Raw genomic sequence first — 24,561 nt, 5'->3', positions numbered from 1 at the left:
AATATATTATAAAAAAGAAGGGAAGCGTCAAAATGAATTTTTTTGTAAATTTAAGTGTAAGAAAAAAAATTATATTTGTATTTTCAGTGATTTGTATTTTTATGGTTTTAATAGGAGTAGAGGGTATATTAAGTTCTTCAAAAATAAGTAAAAATGGAAATAAAATGTACAGTAATAACTTAATATCTATTAGGGATTTAGAAGAAATGCGTGGTGGTATAAATGAAACTAATTCTAATATGCTAAAAATCATTTTCGAAAGAGATAGAAGTAATTTAGATAATCTGATAAAAACTATTGATGATTTAGGTAAAAAAGATGAAAAATATATGAGTGAATACGATAGTATAAATACAATATCAAAAAAAGAGGATAAAATTTATGATGATTTTAAAAATCACTTATTAAAATATAGAGAATCAAAAAATAAGGTAATAGAACTTGTAAAATCTAATAATTATGATGAAGCAACTAAAATCTATAATTCAGATATAGCTACACTTACAATTGCTATGCTTTCAAAACTACAAGAATGCATCGACATAAATGGGAAATCAGCTGAACAGGAAAATTCAGATAATATAGCTCAGTTTAACAGTGTTAAAAATTCTATTATAATTTATACAACTATAGCATTTTTAATTATAATTTTTATGGCATACATATTAAGTAAGAAAATAGTGGGTCCATTAAACAAAATAAAAGATTTAGCTAGTAGGTTATCTTGCTACGATTTTTCAACTGCAATCACGATTACAATGAAAGACGAATTTGGACAAACAGCTATAGCTTTAAATGCTGCACAGGAAAACATGAGTAGCTTAGTAAAAATAATTATGGAAAATTCACAGGATTTAAGTGCTTCCTCAGAAGAGTTATCCGCAACTGTTGAAGAGTTATCTTGCAAAACTGAAATTATTGATGAAGCAATAAATACTATTACTTCTGGTGCTCAACTTTCCAGTGTAGCCACAGAGGAAATAAGTGCCTCTGTGGAAGAAGTAGATTCAAGTATTAATGAACTAACTTCAAAAGCTATGGAAGGAAGTCATAATGCAAAACAGTCTAAAGAAAGAGCTATAAAAGTTCAAAGTAATAGTCAGAAAGCTTTAGAGGAGACTCGAAAAATATATACTGAAAAACAAAATAAGATGTTAAAAGCAATTGAAGATGGAAAAGTAGTAGATAGTATAAAATTTATGGCAGATACCATCGGAAGTATAGCAGATCAAACAAATTTACTTGCATTAAATGCTGCAATAGAGGCAGCAAGAGCAGGAGAAAATGGCAAAGGCTTTGCAGTGGTAGCAGACGAAGTAAGAAAGCTTGCAGAACAATCTTCACAAGCAGTAACAAGCATTCAAGAAACTATTGTGAAAGTTCATCAAGCATTTAAAAGCAGTATAGATACAGGTAGTGATATATTAAAGTTTATCAATACAGATGTACAAGCACAATTTGATGCCTATGTAGAAATAGGTAATCAGTATTATAATGATGCAGATATTGTAAGCAAAATATCTGAGGAAATTACTTCTATGTCTAGGAGTATTACTGTTACAGTTGGGCAAGTAAGTGAATCTATTCAAAACATGGCCCAGACATCACAAAAATCAAGCGAACAATCAGAAACAATAAAAGAGAGCATAGATGAAACTACAGCTGCTATACAACAAGTTGCATCAACAGCACAAGGACAAGCAGAACTTTCTCAAAAGCTTACTGAGATAATTCAGAAGTTTAAAATATAATTTATTATTTTATGTTTTTTATTCATTGCATTTATGGAAATTAGCAATAATGGAATTTGCATTGAAGTAAATACGGGTATCACTAAAGTGTACAAAGACCATGTCCTAAAAATGAAGTCCTGGACTTATAAGTCCAGGACTTCATTTTAATTTCCGGTTCAAAGTTAGGTGTGCTTGCCTCACACCACTACAGTTAAACTTTCTTAGTTTACATAACCTTTCTATTCTCATTATTGATAGTCCTTTAGGTGAAAAATATGTATATAAAGGAAGCTCACAATATAAAATTATTATGAATTGTTGGGTTTTCTATCTTATAAGCTTTAAAAGCTACCTTTATTTTAGTATACTATCTATTATACACCTTAGTGAGGAGAGGATAATTTATGTATTGTTCTAAATGTGGCTATAAATTAGAAGATGGCACGAATTTTTGCAGAAAATGTGGTAGTAAAAATATATATAATAATTTAATACCTACTGAAAAAAAACCAAGCTTAGATTTTAATACTTCTTCAAAAGAAATTAATACTAACCAAACTAATTCAAAAAAAATTCATACTAAATCTACTAAACCAAAAGTTTTTATTATACTTGGTATTTTAATACTCCTTTTATCTGTAGGCTTTGGAAGCTATTACATTTCAGTTTCAAAATTTTTCTCTGATAGTTCTAAAAAATCGGAGAAGACAACCACAAAAAATAAGGTTACACCTACTGATACTACCACTAAAAAAGATGCTAATATAAAACCAGCTGTTCCTGCATCTGCAGATAAAACAGATATAAGTAACCTCAATTCCCCGGATTATTACATTTTTCCTAAAAGTGCAAGTGAAAATCTAACAGAATCTGATGTTTCTAAATTAGTCAAAGAAAACTTAACCTTGGCTAGAAATGAAATCTATGCTAGACATGGTTTTGTATTTAAAGCTGAACAATTTAAGAGTTATTTCGAAAAAAAATCTTGGTATAAACCAAATCCTGACTTTCAAGGCTCTGATGGAGAATTAACCGATATAGAAATGTATAACATACAATTAATTTCAAAATATGAAAAATAACTACCCTAGGGACTGATATGATATCAGTCCCTTAAATTTATTTATATGCTAAATACCTCTTATCTTTTCAAAATCTTGCTTTTATAATATAAAAACTTATCAAAGGAAAGTATCTTAAACATAAATAATACTGAAATATATCCCATATATATAACTGTTTTGTAAAAAATATTGATAAATATATTACCAAACCCTATCATACTTACAAAATAAACACCCAAACATATTGCCATATTCGTAATAATAACATTCCAATGCCATTTTATATAATAACAGTTTTGTGCAACAATATAGGTGGCAATAGAAGAAAATAAATATGCTACTAGCGTTGTATATGCTGCTGCATACATCCCATACTTAGGAACAAATATAAAGTTAAGTACTATATTAATAACTGCTGATATAGCTGTTACCGTTGCTAAAAACTTAGTCTTTTTAGCATAAAATATACTATTCACACTCATAAAATAGTATCCATGAACAACTGAAACTAATGCAATTATAGGTATTATCTTATATGCTACGATGTAAGCATTACTGCGAGCCAATAATATAATAATTTCTTTGGAAAACATAGCAATGCCTAAACCTAATGATAGTATTAACACTGAATAATATTTTAATATATTTTCAAATATTGTTTTAGCATTTTCATCCTCATCTATAGTTTTAAAGAAAAATGGCACATATGCCTTATTTATTGCTCCAATTAAGAAATCTAGTAATGAACCTATTTGATAGGCTAATCCATAAATGGCTACCTGTGTAAGATCTCTGTATCTATCAATAAACCACCTATCCGAAACATTAAGAACCCATCCGCCGATAGCATGTGGAATAAGGGGAATACCATACTTTAAGCTTTCTTTTAAAATAGGTAAGGAAATTTTACATTTTAAATCCTTAAATGTTAATGCTAGATATACTATTGCAAATACCAAATTACACAGTATATATCCCTTTATATTTCCTTCTGCTCCTTGTTTTAAAAAAACTACAAAATAAATACAAAAGCTTACATTTAAAAATGTGGTTAATATGTTGAATATACCAAATCTTAATGCTTGTTCTTTCATTCTGAAAAGAGTTAATGGCATTATAGTAAAAGTTGAAAAAAAACAATTTATAATCATTAATTTAAAGAATGGGTCAAAGGGTATATTCTTAAATACTAACTTACTTAATCCTTGTCCAAATATAATTAAACCCACACTTAATATCAAAGTATATGCAAATAAAAATATCCATAAAGTACTAATAAGTACTTTTCTCTTTTCTTCATCTTTATCACTATAATAAAATCTATTCAGCGCTGCATCTAACCCTAATAAATAGAAAGTAGAAAATATAGATCCAATAGGCATTATAAGATCTACTATTCCCTTTTGGCTAATGCTTAAGATAGCCGGATTTGTATATATTGAAATCATCAAAACTGAAATTACTTTTGGCAATAAATCTCCAATAGTATATATTGCAGAATTTTTAATAAGTTTACTTGTTCTCATAAGTATGCCCCCTGTTGATCGTATTTCCATTATGCTAATTTGTTATTTTGAGGATGCCTTAATCTCAAGAAAACATAAAAAAAAGCTGCATATGGACAGCAGTTCATATGCAGTGTTAATTATACTCCTTAACAGGATTATATTGTATACTTTTCTATAAATTATAACCATTTTAATATTCTAATTATTTCTTTTTCCAATAGAAACTCTACCACTATATTTTTTAGTTGCCTCTATAACTGCTTTTATATTTTCAATTGGAGCACCGCTAGGAATATCACATCCTGTTCCAATTATATACCCTTTTGGACTATCCGCTGCCTTTTGTATACAGCTTTTAACCTCTCTATACACATCCTCAACTGTTCCATTTCTTATGACAGAAACAGGATCAATATTTCCAACTAAACACATCTTGTTCCCCAGTACATTTTTCACTTCTTCCATATCTTCACAATTATCAACACTAAAAGCTGATATATTCAAATCACGTAATTCACTCCAAATCCCTTTTGTTTTTCCACATATATGAAGGGATGGCTTTTTACCTGTTATCTTATATATTCCATCTATAGTTTTTTTAAGATATGGCTTTGAAAATTCATTAAACAGCTTAGGACTTAATAAATTCCCACAGGATACTGGATCCCCTATACCACAGACTAATCCATGTTCCCTATAAACTGCTCGAACATAAGCCAAGTTACACTCTGTTATAAATTCTAATAGCTTATGTAGGCCTTCTTTGTTTTGTATAAAATCTCTCATAAGATTCTCCGTGCCTCTAACTAAAGCAGCTGCACTAATAGGCCCTGATACTCCACTTCCTACACTTGCCTCATTTCCTAATTCCTTTTTTATCTTACCTAATGCTTCTAATATTATTGGAAGTCTACCGTCTTTATAAGGATTTACAATATCCATGCTTTCTAACATTTTATAATCTTTTAAAACAGGATCTATTAAAAACGAAGCTCTTGTAGCGCTATATCCTATATTACTTCCAAGAGCTTCAGCCATTCCTCTTAATGTTACATTAATTCCACAGCTTTCTGCTCCAAATTCTCTTACTATAAATTTTTCAGCTTGAAGCATTTTATCAGAATCAAAATAATATTCTTTAACATTTATACCTGCGTATACTGCTGCTGTTTCTTCAAACATAATAGCACAAGGTAATCTATCTACTTCTTCTCCTCTAAAATAAGCTTCTCTTCTCTCAATAGACGTCATTTCATCTCTAAAAATTGCCACTCTTCCACCTTCCCTTTCTAATTTATAGTATTTTAATTTTTTATCATTAGATTTCATAAATTAAAATAGAGGTATTTTTGTTCCTTTACTTTTTTCTTTTATAAAGGTTTTAACTTCATTACTAGTTAAAGCTTCTTCAACTTCCTTTGCCCACTCTTTTTCTTCTTTTGTTACTAAAACAATACCTTCTTCTTGTGCAAAAGCTAAAGCATTTTCTGAATTTTTACCAGCTTTCAGCATAACATCCGCCATAACTATAGCCATATCAGTATCATTTAATGCATTTGCTAAATTTAGTCTTTCCATTTCAACAAATTTTAAATTATGTTTATTTTCAGCAATATCTAAAACATTTGGTACTTTAATGTCATCTTTAATCTTAATTACTCCTTCTTTCTCCAATAGCTTTAATGCTAATGCTCTATTAGAGTTATCATTAGATACTGCAACTGTCATTCCATCTTTAATATCAGATATTTTCTTAACCTTATTCGAATATAACCCTATTTGAAATGCGAAAACCGGCTTACCATATGGCTTTAACGTTGTCTTTCTATCCTTATTAAAATTGTTTAAATAATCTTCATATTGATAAAAATTACCATCTATGCTTCCATCATCAACTGCCATATTAGGTGTTATTGCATCATCAAATAGTTTTACTTTCATTTCGTAAATACTGCTTTTTTTGTTAAATACTTTCTGAGCCTCTTCTAAAACATCCTTTGATATAACTGAAGTTCCTATTGTTATAATTTTTTTACCCTTTGTTTCTTTGCTTGCTTGTGGTTTACTTCCACAACCAACCATTCCCAGTGTTAATGTTAGAGCCACTAAAATACCTACCATACTTTTCTTTTTCATTTTAAATCCTCCTATGCTTTTGTTTTTCATTTTAAATCCTCCTCAAAATGTGTAAAATATTTTTATTTTAATTTTTTATAAATAGCATTTCCTACAAATTGTATAATTCCAACTACTATCACTAATAAAGCTAAAGTCGTATACATTACAGTATCATTAAAACTTTGATAACCATATGTAAGCCCAACCGCTCCTAATCCTCCAGCTCCTACTGCACCTGCCATTGCTGTTAACCCTAATATAGTTATTGTAGCCAATGTTAAGTTTAAATTTATTGATGGTATAGCTTCCTTTATCATTACCTTAAATATTATCTGACTAGTTGAAGCCCCAAAAGATTTAGCTGCTTCTATTAAGCTAGGATTTACTTCTTTTAAACTACTTTCTATTAATCTAGCAATAAATGGTGCTGCAGCTATTGTTAATGGAATTATGGCTGCATTCTCTCCTATAGATGTTCCTACAATACTTCTTGTAAATGGTATTATAGCTACTGCAAGTATAATAAATGGAATTGATCTTAATACATTGATTATTGCATTTAACATACCATAAATTATTTTATTAGGTTTAAGGCCTTTTCCATCCGTTACTACGAGTACTATGGCTAATATAAATCCAATTACAGTAGATAAAAACGTGGATAATATTATCATATATATTGTTTGCCATAAACTAGGAACAATTATTTTATCCATCATTATTAAAATTTCATCCACCTTATGCATCCCTCCATTCAATATCTTGTTTATTTAAATAATTTGTAACTTTTAATTTATCATTTTCATTTATATTTATAATAAAAGATGCTAATATCTTATCTCTGTATTTATCTGTCCCTCCCCATACCAAAGAGTATTTAACACCTGTCTCTATTGCTAAGCTAGATAAAAGTGAATGGTCTTGAATATTATCTCTCTCTATTATTTCTATATTTACTCCTTCTTTTGGTTTTATCTTATATTCTGGTTCTCCCAAAAGTTCCTCTAAAACCTTAGGCTTGTCCATAAATATATCTTCTACTGTTCCTTTTGCTTCTAAATTTCCTCTGCTTAATATTGCCATTTTATTGCACACTTTTTTTACTACATTCATTTGATGTGTAACTACTACTATAGTTATACCTAGCTCTTTATTTATCTTTTTAAGCAATTCTAAAATAGAATTTGTTATACTCGGATCTAATGATGACGTTGCTTCATCACATAATAATATTTGTGGATTTAGCGTAAGTGCTCTCGCTATAGCAACTCTTTGTTTTTGTCCTCCGCTTAACTCCCTAGGTTTAGAATTTAACTTATCTCCAAGTTCTACTAAATTTAATAACTCTTTTACTTTTTTATCTATATCTTGTTTTTTATATCCCCAACAATTCATAGGCAATGCTACATTTTCATATACAGTTTTTCTTTCAAGTAGAGAAAATTGTTGAAATATCATCCCTATATTTTTCCTAAACTCTCTAAGTTCCTTTTCTTTTAAATCTTTTACTTCTACACCATTTACTTTTAAGCTGCCACCTTCATATGATTCAAGTCCATTTATACACCTTAAAAGAGTTGATTTCCCTGCTCCACTTACTCCTAAAAGGCCATATATATCTCCCTCATCTATTTCCACATTTATATCACGTAATACTTTTATATCTCCATAACATTTTTGTAAATTTGATATTTCTATCATTTATTGTAGCTCCTTTTAAATATTTTTTTTTTTATAAAATCTAATGCTTCTACTGTAATTTTTAAGAGCCTCCATATTATCTTATAAACTGAGCAAGCACGCTGAACATAAAATAAACTGCCAAACTTTTTGACAGCCACTCGCTCTTTAAATCTTAAAAGCAATTCAAAACCATATTATATAGTATCTATATCCATATGATACTTTAGTATTGTATCATCATGATTAAACATTTTCTATAATTATAAGAAATGCCAATAGATGATCAATTTACAATAAGTTTTTCCTATAAAACTTGACTTTTATAAAATTGACCTTTAGTGATTTTTAGCCCAATGAAAATCTAGAGTTTGTTTTTTATAGCCTTCATTAAAAGTTAATAATTTTGCCACCCCATTGTCATTAAAATGTAATAGGCTATAGATATGGTATATTTATGATTAAATTTCAGATTTCACACAATAAAATATACATATTGGAGGAAATAATAATGAAAAAAATAAAAGAAGTTAAATTTAACAAAATTGCTGCACTAGCAATTATAGTATCAGTATCTGGTTCAGGTTCATCCGCTTACGCACTTACTTCATCAAATAGTGAATCACGAAATACCAACACTTCAAATGCGCAACATTATAAAAACAGTATCAATATTATAAATAAATTAGATGGTCTTGTTACTTCGGGCAGTATTAATCAATTTCAAAAAGCCTCTGTGATAAAATATCTTGTAACTTATAAACAACCAATACCAAACCCAAGTATTGATAAATTATCTACTACTGGAGAGGTTTCTAAAACAGATGAAGCTATTATAACCAATCTTTTTGCAAATTATAAAAATTCTATTTCAAAAGCTATTAAGGATAATTTTAGTTCTAGACTAAACAGCCTTATAGATTTGGGAACTATTACTGAGCTTCAGAAAAAAGAAATTATGAATTTATTTCCTACTTCTGAAGCTAGCACAGAGGGGCTTATAGATATTGATACCCTTGTTACAAATAAAATTATAAGTAAAAATCAAGAAATCACTATATTAAATAGCTTTACCTATTGTAAAAAATCTACCTCTAAAACTATTAATGATATTTTGCTATCCAAACTTGATAAGTTAATTTCAATAGGAACTATCAATGGTGATCAAAGGGCCGCGGTAATAAATCTTGCTAAAATTTCCAATGATGATTCACAAAAACTAGAATTGCATAGAAGGCTAGATACCCTTGTTGCTGTAGGCACAATAACTAAAGACAATGAAACCAAAATAATAAATGCTTTACTTTAAAAATAAATAAAATATTATGTTGACATATATAGGGATAGATGATATCATAATTATTATCAATGAAACGTTTTCATTGATAATAATTTACGCAGATGTGGCGGAATTGGCAGACGCACTAGACTTAGGATCTAGCGCTTTACGGCGTGCAGGTTCAATTCCTGTCATCTGCACCAAAAAAGTATTCATTTTATGAGTGCTTTTTTTATTTCTCAAAATTTACTACATATATGATGAAGCTTTTGAATATTTAAGAAATCCCTTATCCATGTTTAGCTCTATCATTCCTGTTTCATTTAAATATTCAACATAAGACCTTAACATTCTTACTATTATGGTATATCTATATTTGCTTTTTACATGAATATTAAAATTTTCAATAACAGCCTTGAGGATATCTTCCATTGTCATAGAACCCTCAATGACAGTATATATTCTTGAAGCCCTGCCCTTATAAAAGTTTATATTATCAGTTATCAGTTCTGTAATATCATCGTACATACCTTTGTGTGCCACCACATACTTGCTATATTTTAAGTCATAAAGCTTTAATTTACTTTTCAAATCCTCACTGAGTATATAAGCGTAGGGCATTTTAGCACCCCTCATTACTTCATAACTTATAAGAGTGTCCCCTAGATATGCAACATCATCAGGGGTAGTGATACATATATGTGCTGGACTGTGCCCTGGTGTATGTATAATCTTAAATTTAATATCCCGAACAGTTATGCTATCTTGGTTATCCGAAATCATAATGTCCGTTTCACAAACCATATGTCCAAAATGCTCTGTAACTTCGGATAATGTTTGGATATTATAATAAAGTTTGAGATTCACTGTGGAACTGCAAATAAGAGCTTCATAGGTTGGCATAGCTATAGTACAGTTATATTTTTTCTTCAAATATTCATTATTTCCTACATGATCTATATGTGCATGGCTACATATTATAGCAGCTACCTTAAACTTATTTTTTTCCAAAAGCTTATCTATTCCTTCTCTTTCACCTTCTGCCCACCCTGAATCCAACATAATAATTTCTTCATTATTAATTTTATAAAAAGGTATATATGTCATTCCAGTATCGATACAAAATGTATTTCCCTTTATTTCTTTTATTTCCATGTATTATATTTAGCGAGATAGTGTGCTATTAGTACACAAAAACACCAAATAGTCACTTCCTTTCTTTTTTTATTATTAACGTACATTTTCTTTTTTTTAGTAAAACTCATTCATGACAAACATTAATAATAAATTTTAAATCTCACGTTTTGTATTTCTATAATACAGTATAAGATGGATTAATACCATCAGAATATTTATAATCAATGCCAATTGGCTTTTTTTTATAGTTTTTAAGCAAAACCATACACTTTAACATATATGTATAATTTTCAGACAGTTTTACAAAAGTGATTGTACCCAATATTTATGGTTAGATTTATACTGGTCTTATAACAAGTTGACAACTTGGTAAATATAAAATTTGTTTAGGCTCATAGCTTATGGCATAATTTTTCAAATGGAGGGTTTAAAATGAAATTTAATTTTGATCAAACTATTGATGTAGAAAAAACAAATGCTTACATGGTTGGTGCTGGACTTGCATCGATGGCGGCTGCAATATATTTAATTAGAGATGGACATGTACCAGGTAAAAATATTCATATATATGAAGAATTAAATATAACAGGTGGTAGTATGGATGGAAATGGTGATGCTGAGCATGGTTATGTAATTCGTGGTGGAAGAATGTTTGATAGGGAAGCTTATGCTTGTACTTTTGGAATAATGGAAAGTATACCTTCATTAACCGATCCTAAAGTTTCAATCTTGGATGAATTTAATGCTTTTAACAAAAAAATTCATACCTCTGCAAAGGCAAGATTAATAGATAATGATGCTAAAATAACTGATGTATCAACTTTAGGGTTTGTTCGCGCTGATAGACTTGCATTGATGGATATAATTGTAAACTCAGAAGATTCTTTGGGCACAAAAACTATTCAAGAGTGTTTCCCAGACTCATTTTTCAAAACAAATTTTTGGCTTCAGTGGACTACACTCTTTGCATTTGAGACTTGGCACAGTGCTGTAGAATTGAAGAGATATATTCATAGATTTATTCAAGAATTACCACGTTTAAAAGATTTATCTGGAATACGCCGTACACCATACAATCAATATGATTCAATGTTATTACCTATGACAGAATGGTTAAAGTCACAAGGTGTTAATTTTGAATTAAACTGTAGCGTAACTGATTTAGAATTTAAGCCATCAGATACTGAAACTACAGTTACAGCATTCAAATGTGTTAAAAACGGAAAAGAAACTAGAATAGAAATTGGAAATAAGGATTTTGCTTTTGTTACTATTGGTTCTTTAACTGCTGGTACAAGCCTTGGATCTATGACTACTCCGGCAAAAATTAATGACAAACATGTAGGTGGAGCATGGGAGCTTTGGGAGAAAATAGCCAATGGACGTCCTGAGTTTGGTAAGCCACAGGTTTTTGATGACCGTGTAGAAGAATCAATGTGGGAGTCTTTCACAGTTACCCTTAAAGACCCAACAATGTTTAAGAAAATAGTAGAATTCTCAGGAAATAAGCCCGGTACTGGTGCTCATATGACATTTAGAGATTCCTCATGGCTCATGACAATAGTTTTACACAATCAACCACATTTTCTTAATCAACCTGATACTGTACAAATTATCTGGGGATATTCACTGTTCCCATATGCAAAGGGTGATTTCATAAAGAAGAGAATGGTAGATTGTACTGGTGAGGAAATATTAACTGAGGTATTATATCACCTAAACTTTAAAGATGATATGAAGAAGATTCTTAAAACATCTATTTGTATTCCATGTATATTACCTTTTACAACGGCACAATTTTTAACTAGAGCAAAGGGTGATAGACCAGCAAACATACCAGAAGGTTCAACTAACTTAGCATTACTTGGACAATTCTGTGAAATAAAAGATGATGTAGTATTTACTATGGATTATTCCGTAAGAGGTGCACAAATTGCTGTTTATAAATTCCTAAATCTAAATAAAAGACTAACCCCTATTTATAAAGGACAGCATGATGTTCGCGTACTACTTAATTCCGGACTTGAAATGATGAAGGATGGTAACCTACGTGAAGAACTAGTTGCAATAAAATCATTACTAAAATAATTTAAATAATATTAAGGAGTCATGGGCTTTAAAACCATCTTTTTCAGCTTTGGCTACAATACCAAATGGTACGCCCTTAATTGGCAACAAATTGTTTGAATTAGCTTACCGCAGAATGAATTATCTAAATATCCATCAAAGACTATATGCATCAATTGAGAAAGGATTAATCCGATAATTCGGATTAATCCTTTAATTTTCCAACCAATGACACCAGTTCTTCCATGCTATCTACAACATAATCAGGCTCATACTTAAGAAGAAGATCCATAGGTAGTGCACTCCACCCAACAAGCACAGATGCAATCCCTGCATTCTTTCCGCATAAAATATCGTAGGGACTATCACCCACAAGCAATGTCTCCTCAGGTTTTCCTCCCAATTCCTTTAAAGCCATAAATGCTGGAGTAGGATCTGGCTTATGTACATCAGTATTATCTGCTCCTACAATACTTTCAAAATAATCTTTAAGTCCAAAATGGTTTAATCCCCTAAGGGCGGAATCATTTAAACGCGAGGTTACTATTCCAAGCTTATACCCTTGTTTATGAAGCTCTATTACCCCTTCCTTTATACCACTGTGGATGGTAATTAGCTTTTCGAAATTTTCAATTTGAAAGCTTCTATATGTTTTAATAGCTTCTTCACTTGCCACACCAAATTCCCTATCTAATGTAATTTTTAAAATTTCCCCAAAGTTTTTAATGATTTTCTCTTTATCCACCTGTTTATTCAAGTGCTTTTGATAAGTATGTTGAAATGATTGTATAATTAATTCATTAGTATCTAACAACGTCCCATCTAAATCAAACAAAATATTCCGAATAGCCATAAAATTTTCTCCTTCTTAACTCCAGTAGCAGAGTTACTATAATATTTTTTTATATTATCAATTCTACATCACTTATTTACAATAGCAATTAGTTTCTGAACTTATTTTATTATATCGTTTTTTCTTACCTTATGCACTATTTACCTAAACACTACACCCTCATTCCCCAATTTTTTATTATTTATATAATATTAATTATTATTTAAAAATAACTCTTTACAAATACCTTTTTCCATGTTATTATCAATTCATAGACAAAATAACAAAATTTAATACCAGTACAACAAGTGGAAGTGATTCCACTTAGATATTAACTTTCATTAGATAAACAAAAACTTGCTAATAGAAAGGGGATAGTCCAATGGTTCAAATTAAATTTTCAGAGTTTTTAGAGGGTAGTACAGTTTTATAAGTAAGAGGTCTTTAAGATATGTTATAAGACAAAGAAAAATACTTTAATTGAAAAACAGTTGCTACACTCGACATAGTTCAAAATTAAATATATTATATACTAAAAAGGAGTTCATAAATTGAACTCCTTTTTTAGGTAGTCGCTACTACCCCACTACACAAATTATGCTTTAATCCACTCAATTCCATATTCATTCAAACTATTACTCCACTCATTAGGCGGTTCTTCATCAGAAACTATTACATTAACATTCTGAATATCTGCTATTTTAGAATGATCCGCAACTATTACAACTTCCTTATAATTTTTCATTATTTTCTTTAATAGGTGGCTTCATTAACATCTGTTTTTATTTTCAAAATCTCCATATCTAACTATCTAAACAGGCGCATTTCCATAATTTACTCCTAGTATTTACGAAGGGCTTAAGATATTATGGCAATATAAAATAATTTGGAGGTATGTTAGCATGGGAAGTAAAATATTAGGAAAATTCTTAAAAGAAAATTTAGATGATTTGAAATGTAAAGGTTTATATAACGTAATAAATGTTTTAAAGAGCGAAAATGGACCAATAATTACAATTGGAGACAAAACATTAATAAACCTTTCTTCAAACAACTATTTAGGTCTTGCTACTAACCCTAGAATGATTGAAGCTACAATTGTAGCAACTAAGAAATATGGTTCAGGAGCAGGTGCCGTTAGAACAATAAATGGTACTTTAGAAATTCATACTGAATTAGAACAAAAACTTGCTAAATTTAAACATACAGAAGCAGCTATTGCTTTCCAGTCAGGATTTAATTGCAATATGGGAGCAATTTCAGCAGTAATGAACAAAAAAGATGCTATTCTTTCAGATTCCTTAAACCATGCATCAATAATTGATGGGTGCAGATTATCTGGTGCCAAAATCATAAGGGTAGAACATTCAGATATGGTAGATTTAAGAAATAAGGCAAAAGAGGCAGTAGAATCAGGCTTATATGAAAAAATTATGGTTATTACTGACGGTGTATTCTCTATGGATGGTGATGTTGCTAAGCTTCCGGAAATTGTAAAAATAGCAGAAGAATTCGACTTAATAACATACGTAGATGACGCTCACGGTTCAGGAGTAATGGGAAAAGGTACAGGTACTGTGCATCACTTTGGTTTGTCAGATAAAATTGATTTTCAAATCGGAACACTATCTAAGGCAATTGGAGTTGTAGGAGGATATGTGGCTGGAACACAGGACTTGATAGATTGGCTGATGGTTCGTGCTAGACCATTCCTATTCTCAACATCACTAACCCCAGGAGCAGCAGGTGCTGCTATTGAAGCTATTAACATTCTTACAGAAAGTACTGAATTGCATGATAAACTTTGGGTGAATGCAAATTATTTAAAGAAGGGTTTAAAAGGGCTTGGTTTTAATATTGGAAATAGTGAAACTCCAATTACTCCATGCATTATAGGAGATGAACTTAAAACTCAAGAATTTAGTAAGAAACTTTTTGAAGAAGGGGTTTACGCAAAATCAATAGTATTCCCAACTGTTACAAAAGGTACTGGTAGAGTGAGAAATATGCCCACCGCAGCGCATACAAAAGAAATGTTAGATGAAGCACTAGCTATTTATGCAAAAGTTGGTAGAGAAATGAATGTTATAAAATAAAATTTATATCAAATTCCAGCAAAGCACCTAATTAATACAAATTGTCAACAATAATCAGTTAATAGGGAGGGAAACAAATGAAAAAAATATTAGTAACAGGAGCATTAGGGCAAATAGGTTCAGAACTCGTAATGAAAATGAGAGAAATTTATGGTAATGATAATGTAATAGCTACAGATTTAAGAAAGCTAGAGGGTAACCCAGTAGTTATGAACGGCCCCTTTGAATTGTTAGATGTAACTGATCATAAAACTATGCTCGAGCTTGCTAAAAAATATGAAATAGATACATTAGTTCATTTAGCAGCTTTATTATCAGCAACTGCTGAAGCGAAACCACTGCTGGCTTGGAATTTAAATATGGGTGGACTCGTAAACGCTTTAGAAGTTGCTAGAGAATTAAATTGCCAGTTCTTTACCCCAAGTTCTATAGGTGCCTTTGGTCCATCTACACCTAAAGATAATACTCCTCAAGATACAATTCAAAGACCAACAACTATGTATGGTGTAAACAAAGTTGCAGGAGAATTATTATGTGATTATTACTTTAAGAAATTTGGAGTTGATACAAGAGGAGTACGTTTCCCAGGACTAATTTCTTATGAAGTTCTTCCAGGCGGAGGAACAACCGACTATGCTGTTGATATATATTATGAAGCATTAAAATCTGGTAAATACACTTCATTTATTGGTGAAGGAACAAAAATGGATATGATGTATATGCCAGATGCAATAAATGCAATAATTAAAATAATGGAAGCTGATGGTTCAAAATTGATTCACAGAAATGCATTTAATATTACAGCTATGAGTTTTGAACCAGAAGAAATAGCTGCTGAAATTAAAAAACATATACCAGGTTTTATTATGGATTATAATGTAGATCCAATAAGACAAGGAATTGCTAATTCATGGCCAAATTCAATTGATCCAACTTGTGCTAAAAATGAGTGGGGTTTTAAAGCTGAATATGATTTGGCAAAAATGACTACAGATATGCTTGAAAAATTAAGTGCTAAAGGAATTGGCGCTAAATAATATTTATTTAAGAAGTTCTATAACCCTAAATTAATAAAAATGTACATTAAAATAACATGTAAGGGAGGAAATTTAATTGGGAAAAAACACATTAAAAAAAGAAATTGGCCTCTTAGCAGCAAGTGCAGTTGTTATAGGCATGGTTATAGGTTCAGGAGTATTCTTTAAACCTACAGCTATTTATACTGCAACGGGAGCACCAGGCCTGGGAATGATTGCATGGATTATCGGAGGATTAATAACTATAGCTGGAGGACTTACAGCAGCCGAAGTGGCAGCTGCAATACCTAAAACTGGTGGAATGATAGTTTGGCTCGAGGAAACATATGGAGAAGTTTGGGGATTCCTATTAGGTTGGGTTGAAACAGTGATATCTTTCCCAGCCAATATAGCTGCACTCGGAATAATATTTGCAACCCAAGCGGTTTCATTGTTAGGCTTGGGTGATGAAATGTTAATTATAATAGCAATAATAAGCATTATATTTTTAATAGTTATGAATTGTTTAGGCGCAAAAGTTGGTGGAAATATTCAAACTGTATTTACAATAGGTAAAATGGTTCCTATACTTGCAATTATCGTTTTTGGATTTATTAATGGTAATGGTGGAGTAGTAAGGTTATTTCCAGTGTCAGTTGCTACCCATCCAATAGCTACAAGTTTGGGGTCAGCACTTTTAGCAACCATGTTTGCTTATGATGGTTGGATACACGTTGGAAATATAGCAGGTGAATTAAAAAATCCAAAAAAAGATTTGCCAAAAGCAATTATTGGTGGACTGTTATTTGTAATGGCTGCCTACATATTGATTAATATGGCGTATCTATTTGTATTACCGGCATCTGCACTTGCAGCAACAAAAACGCCAGCTACAGATGTAGCAACATTACTTTTTGGAGCAGCTGGTGGAAAAGTTATTACCGTTGGAATTTTGGTATCAATATTTGGAACTTTAAATGGTAATATACTAACAGGAATGAGAGTTCCATATGCTTTGGCACTAGAAAATAAATTACCGGGGAGTAAATGGTTATCAAAATTAACTCCTAAAACTAGTACTCCAATCAACTCTGGTATTTTAATTGGAGTTATCGCAATAGTAATGACATTATCAGGAAATTTTAATCAATTAACAGATTTGTTAGTATTTGTACTTTGGATTTTCTATGTCATGACATTTATTGCAGTAATGGTTCTTAGGAAGAAGAAACCAGATCTTATAAGACCTTATAAAGTACCTCTTTATCCTGTAATTCCCATTATAGCTATAGTAGGAGGACTTTATATAATAATAAATACTATGTTTACTCAACCTCTTAATGCAGGATTAGGTCTTGTAGTTACAGCAATAGGATTACCTATATATTATATGAGAAAAAATAAAACTGCTAAATAAAATATAAAAGCCTAAATCTCAATTCGCAGTGAATTAAAATTTAGGCTCATATTCTATTTAATTTAATTTTTTTAAGTTTTTTTAAAGTCCATTTTATATTTCAGCCAATTGGTCTAAAAAATTTGGAATTCCATCTTTAAGAATATGATGATATACTTTTAAAATGTCATCTAATTCCGCTGGATTTGCACCCAGTAGAAATTGCATAACAATGCCATCTATTGCTCCAATAAGAAGGGATGACAATGCCTTATTATATTTAGTAGGTACTTTCCCATACATATGCTGCATTAATTCTTCTGTCCTACTTACCCATTCTTGATATTTATCCTTGAATTTTTCTTTAAGTTCAGAGTTGCCCTGAATGGCTTCCTGAGCTAGATATAACTGAATACGATTTTCATCAGTCTTTTCAAATCGTTTAACTATATTTTCAAATATTTCTTCAATAAGCTCCTCACTACTGCGTTTTACTCCCTTGGATTTCTCAGCTATGCGCAATGTTTCAGAAAGACTCTCATCCATTACTTCATAAAGAATATCTTCTTTGCTTCTGTAATAATGGTATATAGCCCCGGTACTAAGACCTGCCTCTTCAGCAATACCTCGCATGGTGGCACCAGCTATACCACTTCGACTAATGACACACTTAGCCGCCTGAATAATACGCGATTTCCCATCTATTGACATGTGCTTTACACCTCCAAGCCTATTGTTTCCCATCCAATTATAACATATTTCTTACATTTCATCTCTTCTATAAAAATAAAATATTCCTTATTTTTTGTAATATAGGATTTTTTCACAGTTATATATTGACAATCGTATAAATGGTGCTATACTAATTATTATACCGAACACTTGTTATGTTATGCTTTACATCTTAAACAATACAACTGCATTATTTATCTTAGGGACATGAAAATAGACTAGCATACATACTGACTTGTTGTTTATTTCAATGTCCCTCACTTGACGGATTACTAAATATTAGTATTCTGTGCATTTTGTGATTTTATGAAAAAAAGGGGGGCATTATTATGAACATTCCTGTATGGAAGTATGTACTTTCCATGGCTTCGTATTTTACATTACTCATGTTTATCGTAGGTTGCATGCGCAAATACTGCAAGTTTTCAAACTGGTTCTGGCTTGCATCACTATTAACTTTTCCGATTTGGCTTATGTCAGGAGGAGTAGTAGGTTGGTTTCGTTGGTTTAAAATTATAAGCGTTATAATTCCAACCATATTTTTAGGATTTTCTAGAGTTGCCCACTATGAAAAGAGGCAGGGCAAATTTTGGACAGCACTGCAAAAAGACTGGGTGCTTTGGGTCCTCTTTGGTGTTCTATTTCTTAATATCATGGAAGCCACTGTGAAAGATCTTCAAACAGGAAACTACTTCAACTCACTCTGTGGTTTCTTACTTTGCGTAACTATGCCCTATGCTCCAAAGTTTTGGAAGCTATCCTCAGAGCATGGAGACCGTGGCGATCTAATCTCATACACTACAATTGCTTGGAACTTCCTATATACAACCTGGAATTTATGCTTCGTGTATGGTGAAAGTCATAGTTTCTTTGCAAGTTCAGTATGTATCCTAATGGCTGCGGAAATATATCCAATTATCAAAGGACGTCCAGAACTTTACATTACTTCTAGGGTATACACATTGGCAACACATATGCTATTTCGCGCCTGCCTACCAAACCTATTCCCTGCAATAATGGATTCTTCAGCATGGTTCAATCCAAATGTCTTGAAATATTGGGGTATCATAAACGCAATATTGATTATACCTTATGTATTCTGGCACACTTGGCAGCTTCACACTGGAAAATCTAGAGTCAGCTTCCGCCGTGGCCAAGTTGAATCCATAAGCTCCTAAGCTCATAATCCCCCAACAAATTTCTTAATAAATAAAGGTGACATTTCCTACGATAAAAATGATACTTCTAAGGATAACCTTTTCGCTTTTACTGTGTAAGTCAAATATACTAAATAGCAACAAAAACTTAAAAATTTTTATTGCTATTTATTGCATGTTTTTTATGTATAATGATTAAATATTCAAGCAGTATTCCAAACATAGAAATGAAAATATATAATACATTTTAGTACCTAAACGAAGGATAGAACGAACAAAAAAAGGATATTTCTTGTAGTTTATTGTATTATATTAAATATTGAATTAAATTCAAAATAGGTATATATTATACTTATACCATATTTTTACATGTAGTTAATATTTTCACAATAGATTTAATACCTCCCTAATTATGGGACACCGCAGGAACAAATTTGGAGGGGGGTAAGAATTAAATGTCGGATAGTATCCAAATGTTCATGCTGTTTTGTATTACCTTAATAGCTGTTCTTTGTGTGACATCCGCAGTAATTTGTTTTTCTAAAGATAAAGTAAATTTTAATATAAAGGCTCGTACCAAATTGCCAGATCAGTCTGAAACAGAGTTTGGTATCGAAGTGGCTAAAGACCCTGAAAAAATAAAATAGATAGTTAGGCGTACTATCTATTTTAAACTACTGATTCTTAATCTGTTGTGTCCTGCGGTATCTCTATCATATAGACTAAACAATTATATTGTATGTAATTTCAGTATAAAATGTGCATGTTTAAGAAATATTTATATTTCTACAAAGGATGGTATATTAAATATATCATCCTATTTATCATCTCCTGCGGAACTGCAATACTAACACCACGTCAATGTATAGACGTTTCAACTCCCCACATTGAATAATATTTTCCACGTTTTTTTATAAGTTTTTCATGATTACCTTGTTCAATAATTTTGCCATCAGATACAACTAAAATATTATCTGCGTTTTTAACTACAGAAAGATTATGGGCAATTATAATTAAGGTTTTATTTTTACTTATAAGCTTTGATATTGCTTCCTTAACATATAATTCATTTTCTATATCCAAAGATGCTGTAGCTTCATCAAGAAGAATTATGGGACTATCTTTAAGTATCGCTCTTGCAATAGAAATACGCTGTTTTTCTCCGCCTGATAGCCTATTCCCATTTTCACCAATGAAAGTATCATATCCCTTTTCTAACTTTGAAATAAACTCATGACAATTGGAAGCTTTACACGCACTTACTATTTCTTGGTCTGAAGCCTCAGGTTTTGCAAATCTTATATTATTTTTTATGCTATCATTAAATAAGAAAACATCTTGATATACCATTGAAACATTTTTAAGGACTCTCTCCCCATTGATATTCTTAGTATTTACTCCTCCTATTTTTATATCACCCTGCTCTATTTCATAAAATTTTGAAATAAGGTTAAGTATTGTAGATTTTCCAGATCCTGAATCTCCTACAATAGCAGTAAGTTCACCATTTTTGGCTTTAAAACTTATATTTTTTAAAATAGGTTGATCTTTTATATAATTAAAAGAAACATTTTTAAATTCAATATCATAATTAGCTGGGTCAAATTCAATTTCTAAGTAAGTATCTTCCTTTTGTTTTGCCAAATTATCCATAGATTTTTTTGAAATCATAAGATTTTTATAACTGGTTAAATCTATAAATAGATTCCCCATAAGTTGTGATATAAACAATGCTAAAATTACACAAATAACATACTGCGAAGAGGATATTTCACCCAAAATCCATTGGTACCCTCCAAGAATAATGGATAATGGGACACTTATATCTTCTACTACCCTATAAATACAACCTATGGGTACTACTTTAGATTCAAATTTATAACTTATATCACTTATATTCTTTAATGATCTATTTATTTTTTTATTTTTTACTCCACCAAGTCCATAACTTCTAAAGGTTTGGATACCATTTATATATTCAACTAAATCACTAACATTATCATTGAGTATATCCTTTTTCATTCCTCCATACTTCTTTACCATTTTAGAAGATATAATCATGAAAGGAATAATTAACAAGGCAATAATTAAATTTACTGCACCAATACTAATATCAACACTGCATAAAAATAATAAGGTTACAGTACTTAAAGTTAAATTTTTAGCTATTTCTCCAGTTTTATGGCCTAAGATATCTTCGTAGTTATTTACATCATGAGTTACTACATTAATAAATTCTCCTGTCTTATATTTTGAAAAATTTATAAGAGGAAGATTTTTTATCTTATTTCCGAGGAAAAGTCTTATACCTTTTGCCGTAGATGACGCACCCACATGCCCTAATGTATATCCTATAGAATACAATACTAAACGTACAATGAATATGCATGCTACTAATATACATAAGTTTATCAGCTTACTTAAATCAAATTTATTTTGAAATAATGAATCTATGGTTAAAAATATGCTTCCAAGAACAGAACCTGTAAGTATCCCTTCTATTATATTAAGAAAAATTGAAACAATTAATCTTTTATCCTTTTTTATCCACGTATGATTTTCCATGTTATTCACCTGCCTTTACAGAATACTGAATATTCTTAGATTTATCATAAAAGTCCCATATTTGTCTATAATACTCATTGGTTTTTAATAGTTCATCATGAACTCCTATATCTGTTACTGTATTATTTTCTACTATGGCCACTCTATCACATTTTCTCACTATATTAAGTCTATGAGCAATAATAATTACTGTCTTATTTTTGCACAAATCATCTATAGCCACATCTATTTCCTGTTGCTTTTCTGGATCCGCAGCTGAGGTAGCTTCATCAAGTATAAGTATTGGTGCATTTTTAAGTATTGCTCTTGCAATGGCAATCCTTTGTTTTTCTCCTCCACTAAAACGCGATCCATAACTCCCTACTTTCGTATCATATCCTTCTGGAAGACTTTCAATAAAATCATGAATCTGTGCTTTTTTAGCTGCCGTCTTTACTTCATGAAGGCTTGCCTCTTTACCCATTTTTATATTTTCAAGTATGCTTTCTTTTGTTAAGAAAGTATTTTGAAACACTATGGATATATTTTGAAGAAGAGTTTCATAATCTATCTCTTTTATATCCTTTCCGCCTATTAAAATTCTCCCCTTATTTGTATCAAAAGACCTTGAAATAAGCTGCATCATGGTACTTTTTCCAGCTCCAGACCTTCCTACAAAAGCTATTTTTTCGCCAGCTTTAATAGTAAGGTTAACTTTATTTAAAATATTTATCTTTCCATCATAGGAAAAGCTTACATCCTTAAGTTTAATTTCTGTATTATTTGGAAACGCCTTGTCCCCCTTTTCATAAGCAGGTATTTCGATAATTGCTTTTGCATTATTAATTCCATTAAGAACCTGAGAAAAATTTGAACCAAGTTCCATTAACGGACGAAGTTCTGATAGATAAAGGCTTCCTACAAATGCAAATAATATTAAAGCCCCAGCTTTAGCACTTCCATGATTGTACATGAACCCACCTATAGGAATTACAAATACAACTCCACATTGAAGGACTATTACAAAAACTGCATACAAGGGTCCCATTTTATAAGCAATTTTCTTCCATAAACTATGTTGCTCATCAATAGCTCCTTTATACTTCTTATAAGAATCAGCCCCCATATCGTAAGCTTTTATAAGTTTCATTCCATTTATATATTCAATCATTACTGAATTTAAATTTCCAGTTACCTTGTTTAATTCATTCATTCTAGTGCTTTGACCTTTAAACATCATAAACTGCAATAATACACAAATAGGTATTGGAATTAGCGTAATAAGAGCTAAAATAGGATTTACAGTACATAAATAACCAAATATAGCTATTGGTCCACTTAAATACATAAAAATTTCTGAAAGATGGTGTGCTAAGAAAAGTTCCAACTTTTCTATGTCTTCACTAATTACTTTTTTAATTTCTCCAGCACTTTTTTCATTAAGATATCCTAAAGGTATTTTTGCCATATGATTTATAATCATACATCTAACATTATAAAGTGCATTATAGGCTCCCTTATGAGAGGCTACTATGCCAACTGCCATAAAAAAATATCTTAATATAATTGAAATTGTTAGTAAAATACTATATTGAAGTAGTATTTCTCTCGTTAGTTGTTTAAAATATATATTTTCTATAATTTTGTATATTGCAATATATGGAGCTATCACCATTAACCCACTTACAAAGCCACAAAACATAGAAAAGTATAGCTTGTATTTTTCTTTTCCTGCCCATTTAAATAATATTGATAAAGAATTTTGTTTTTTTTCATTCACAACTTTCACCTGCCATTTCTTTTTTTTGTAACTAAAGAATACTTCATGGCAGAAATATTATCTACTCCATTAATTTGTAAATGTACCTTTTTGAAATTGCTTTTCATTTGATATTTAATATCAGTTATTAAATTTGGATTGCTATTTAGAGTTTTTTAACAACAAACAAGGATTTGCTTAGCTTTTCACGTTCCCATAAAATCGAATAGAGGCTAACAATTAAAATGTTTCGCCCCTTTCACAACACCGTACGTACCGTTCGGTATACGGCGTTTCATTAGTTTACGGTTTAACGTGGCTATAATAATCCGAAAAGAATATGTAGTTACGTCTCTTTAAAGTATCATTTGTTAATGAGCGAGTCATAATTGGGCTGTTGGAAATTCTCCAATAGCCTTTTCTTGTGTTTGCGAATTCCAATG

At 30.7% G+C, this 24,561-nt stretch carries 19 protein-coding genes, 1 tRNA gene and 1 pseudogene; 10 read left to right on the top strand and 11 right to left on the bottom strand.

Annotation, left to right across the window (positions count from 1 at the left end; all coding sequences use genetic code 11):
• Positions 1 to 32 precede the first annotated feature (32 nt).
• Positions 33 to 1,751, top strand: a complete 1,719-nt coding sequence (locus Ctaglu_RS15375) for a methyl-accepting chemotaxis protein (RefSeq protein ID WP_125003248.1) — start codon at positions 33 to 35, stop codon at positions 1,749 to 1,751.
• Positions 1,752 to 2,137: 386 nt separating this feature from the next.
• Positions 2,138 to 2,815, top strand: coding sequence for a YARHG domain-containing protein (locus Ctaglu_RS15370; RefSeq protein ID WP_125003246.1), 678 nt, complete (start codon positions 2,138 to 2,140; stop codon positions 2,813 to 2,815).
• A gap of 59 nt (positions 2,816 to 2,874) precedes the next feature.
• Here the strand turns inward: Ctaglu_RS15370 and Ctaglu_RS15365 are convergent, their stop codons facing one another.
• The 5 genes from Ctaglu_RS15365 to Ctaglu_RS15345 all read right to left on the bottom strand — a co-directional run bounded on the left by Ctaglu_RS15365 (position 2,875) and on the right by Ctaglu_RS15345 (position 8,124).
• Positions 2,875 to 4,323 (bottom strand): lipopolysaccharide biosynthesis protein, encoded by a 1,449-nt coding sequence (locus Ctaglu_RS15365; RefSeq protein WP_185732732.1) that lies wholly within the window; start codon positions 4,321 to 4,323, stop codon positions 2,875 to 2,877.
• A gap of 180 nt (positions 4,324 to 4,503) precedes the next feature.
• Entirely contained in the window at positions 4,504 to 5,577 is a 1,074-nt protein-coding gene (locus Ctaglu_RS15360; RefSeq protein WP_125003360.1) for a uroporphyrinogen decarboxylase family protein, read from the bottom strand.
• Positions 5,578 to 5,637: 60 nt separating this feature from the next.
• Complete coding sequence (locus Ctaglu_RS15355; RefSeq protein WP_125003358.1) at positions 5,638 to 6,441, bottom strand: MetQ/NlpA family ABC transporter substrate-binding protein; 804 nt, start codon at positions 6,439 to 6,441, stop codon at positions 5,638 to 5,640.
• A 62-nt stretch (positions 6,442 to 6,503) separates the two neighbouring features.
• Complete coding sequence (locus Ctaglu_RS15350; protein ID WP_253199364.1) at positions 6,504 to 7,169, bottom strand: methionine ABC transporter permease; 666 nt, start codon at positions 7,167 to 7,169, stop codon at positions 6,504 to 6,506.
• Positions 7,162 to 8,124: a methionine ABC transporter ATP-binding protein gene (locus tag Ctaglu_RS15345; protein ID WP_125003240.1), complete on the bottom strand. Its 963-nt coding sequence runs from the start codon at positions 8,122 to 8,124 to the stop codon at positions 7,162 to 7,164. Before Ctaglu_RS15345 ends, Ctaglu_RS15350 begins: the two co-directional genes overlap by 8 nt.
• Positions 8,125 to 8,614: 490 nt before the next feature.
• On the opposite strand from Ctaglu_RS15345, the gene Ctaglu_RS15340 reads away from it, so the two are divergent.
• Both Ctaglu_RS15340 and Ctaglu_RS15335 read left to right on the top strand, forming a co-directional pair.
• Positions 8,615 to 9,412, top strand: coding sequence for a hypothetical protein (locus Ctaglu_RS15340; protein ID WP_125003238.1), 798 nt, complete (start codon positions 8,615 to 8,617; stop codon positions 9,410 to 9,412).
• 88 nt (positions 9,413 to 9,500) lie between these two features.
• Positions 9,501 to 9,585, top strand: a tRNA-Leu gene (locus Ctaglu_RS15335).
• 46 nt (positions 9,586 to 9,631) lie between these two features.
• On the opposite strand, the gene Ctaglu_RS15330 is transcribed toward Ctaglu_RS15335, so the two are convergent.
• On the bottom strand, positions 9,632 to 10,537 hold the full coding sequence (locus Ctaglu_RS15330; RefSeq protein WP_125003236.1) for an MBL fold metallo-hydrolase: 906 nt from the start codon (positions 10,535 to 10,537) through the stop codon (positions 9,632 to 9,634).
• 411 nt (positions 10,538 to 10,948) lie between these two features.
• Between Ctaglu_RS15330 and Ctaglu_RS15325 the strand changes: the two are divergent.
• Positions 10,949 to 12,607 (top strand): annotated as a pseudogene (locus Ctaglu_RS15325) (oleate hydratase); the annotation flags it as partial.
• 184 nt (positions 12,608 to 12,791) lie between these two features.
• Here Ctaglu_RS15325 and ppaX read toward each other — a convergent pair.
• Complete coding sequence (gene ppaX / locus Ctaglu_RS15320; RefSeq protein WP_125003232.1) at positions 12,792 to 13,439, bottom strand: pyrophosphatase PpaX; 648 nt, start codon at positions 13,437 to 13,439, stop codon at positions 12,792 to 12,794.
• 574 nt (positions 13,440 to 14,013) lie between these two features.
• On the bottom strand, positions 14,014 to 14,163 hold the full coding sequence (locus tag Ctaglu_RS25250; protein WP_185732731.1) for a hypothetical protein: 150 nt from the start codon (positions 14,161 to 14,163) through the stop codon (positions 14,014 to 14,016).
• A 157-nt stretch (positions 14,164 to 14,320) separates the two neighbouring features.
• Between Ctaglu_RS25250 and Ctaglu_RS15315 the strand changes: the two genes are divergently transcribed.
• The 3 genes from Ctaglu_RS15315 (at position 14,321) to Ctaglu_RS15305 (ending at position 17,947) form a co-directional block, all read left to right on the top strand.
• A complete protein-coding gene (locus Ctaglu_RS15315) occupies positions 14,321 to 15,514 on the top strand; it encodes a glycine C-acetyltransferase (RefSeq protein WP_125003230.1) in 1,194 nt (397 codons plus the stop codon).
• Between the two features lie 77 nt (positions 15,515 to 15,591).
• The gene (locus Ctaglu_RS15310) at positions 15,592 to 16,551 is read left to right on the top strand and encodes an L-threonine 3-dehydrogenase (RefSeq protein ID WP_125003228.1); all 960 of its coding nucleotides are present in this window, start codon (positions 15,592 to 15,594) and stop codon (positions 16,549 to 16,551) included.
• A gap of 76 nt (positions 16,552 to 16,627) precedes the next feature.
• A complete protein-coding gene (locus Ctaglu_RS15305; RefSeq protein WP_125003226.1) occupies positions 16,628 to 17,947 on the top strand; it encodes an amino acid permease in 1,320 nt (439 codons plus the stop codon).
• Between the two features lie 93 nt (positions 17,948 to 18,040).
• On the opposite strand, the gene Ctaglu_RS15300 is transcribed toward Ctaglu_RS15305, so the two are convergent.
• Positions 18,041 to 18,637 (bottom strand): TetR/AcrR family transcriptional regulator, encoded by a 597-nt coding sequence (locus Ctaglu_RS15300; RefSeq protein WP_185732730.1) that lies wholly within the window; start codon positions 18,635 to 18,637, stop codon positions 18,041 to 18,043.
• A 350-nt stretch (positions 18,638 to 18,987) separates the two neighbouring features.
• Between Ctaglu_RS15300 and Ctaglu_RS15295 the strand changes: the two genes are divergently transcribed.
• A complete protein-coding gene (locus Ctaglu_RS15295; protein WP_125003222.1) occupies positions 18,988 to 19,836 on the top strand; it encodes a hypothetical protein in 849 nt (282 codons plus the stop codon).
• 434 nt (positions 19,837 to 20,270) lie between these two features.
• Positions 20,271 to 20,462 (top strand): hypothetical protein, encoded by a 192-nt coding sequence (locus Ctaglu_RS15290; protein ID WP_125003220.1) that lies wholly within the window; start codon positions 20,271 to 20,273, stop codon positions 20,460 to 20,462.
• Between the two features lie 211 nt (positions 20,463 to 20,673).
• Here Ctaglu_RS15290 and Ctaglu_RS15285 read toward each other — a convergent pair whose 3' ends face one another.
• Together Ctaglu_RS15285 and Ctaglu_RS15280 are read right to left on the bottom strand one after the other, a co-directional pair.
• Positions 20,674 to 22,380 carry an ABC transporter ATP-binding protein gene (locus tag Ctaglu_RS15285; protein WP_125003218.1) on the bottom strand — a complete coding sequence of 569 codons (1,707 nt, stop codon included), beginning with the start codon at positions 22,378 to 22,380 and terminating at the stop codon, positions 20,674 to 20,676.
• A gap of 1 nt (position 22,381) precedes the next feature.
• The gene (locus Ctaglu_RS15280) at positions 22,382 to 24,139 is read right to left on the bottom strand and encodes an ABC transporter ATP-binding protein (RefSeq protein ID WP_125003216.1); all 1,758 of its coding nucleotides are present in this window, start codon (positions 24,137 to 24,139) and stop codon (positions 22,382 to 22,384) included.
• Positions 24,140 to 24,561: the final 422 nt, after the last annotated feature.

The sequence above is a fragment of the Clostridium tagluense genome, assembly GCF_003865095.1.
GTDB lineage: Bacteria > Bacillota > Clostridia > Clostridiales > Clostridiaceae > Clostridium_AD > Clostridium_AD tagluense.
The sequence above is the reverse complement of the archived record's forward strand: the minus strand, read 5'-3'. Positions and strand labels throughout refer to the sequence as shown.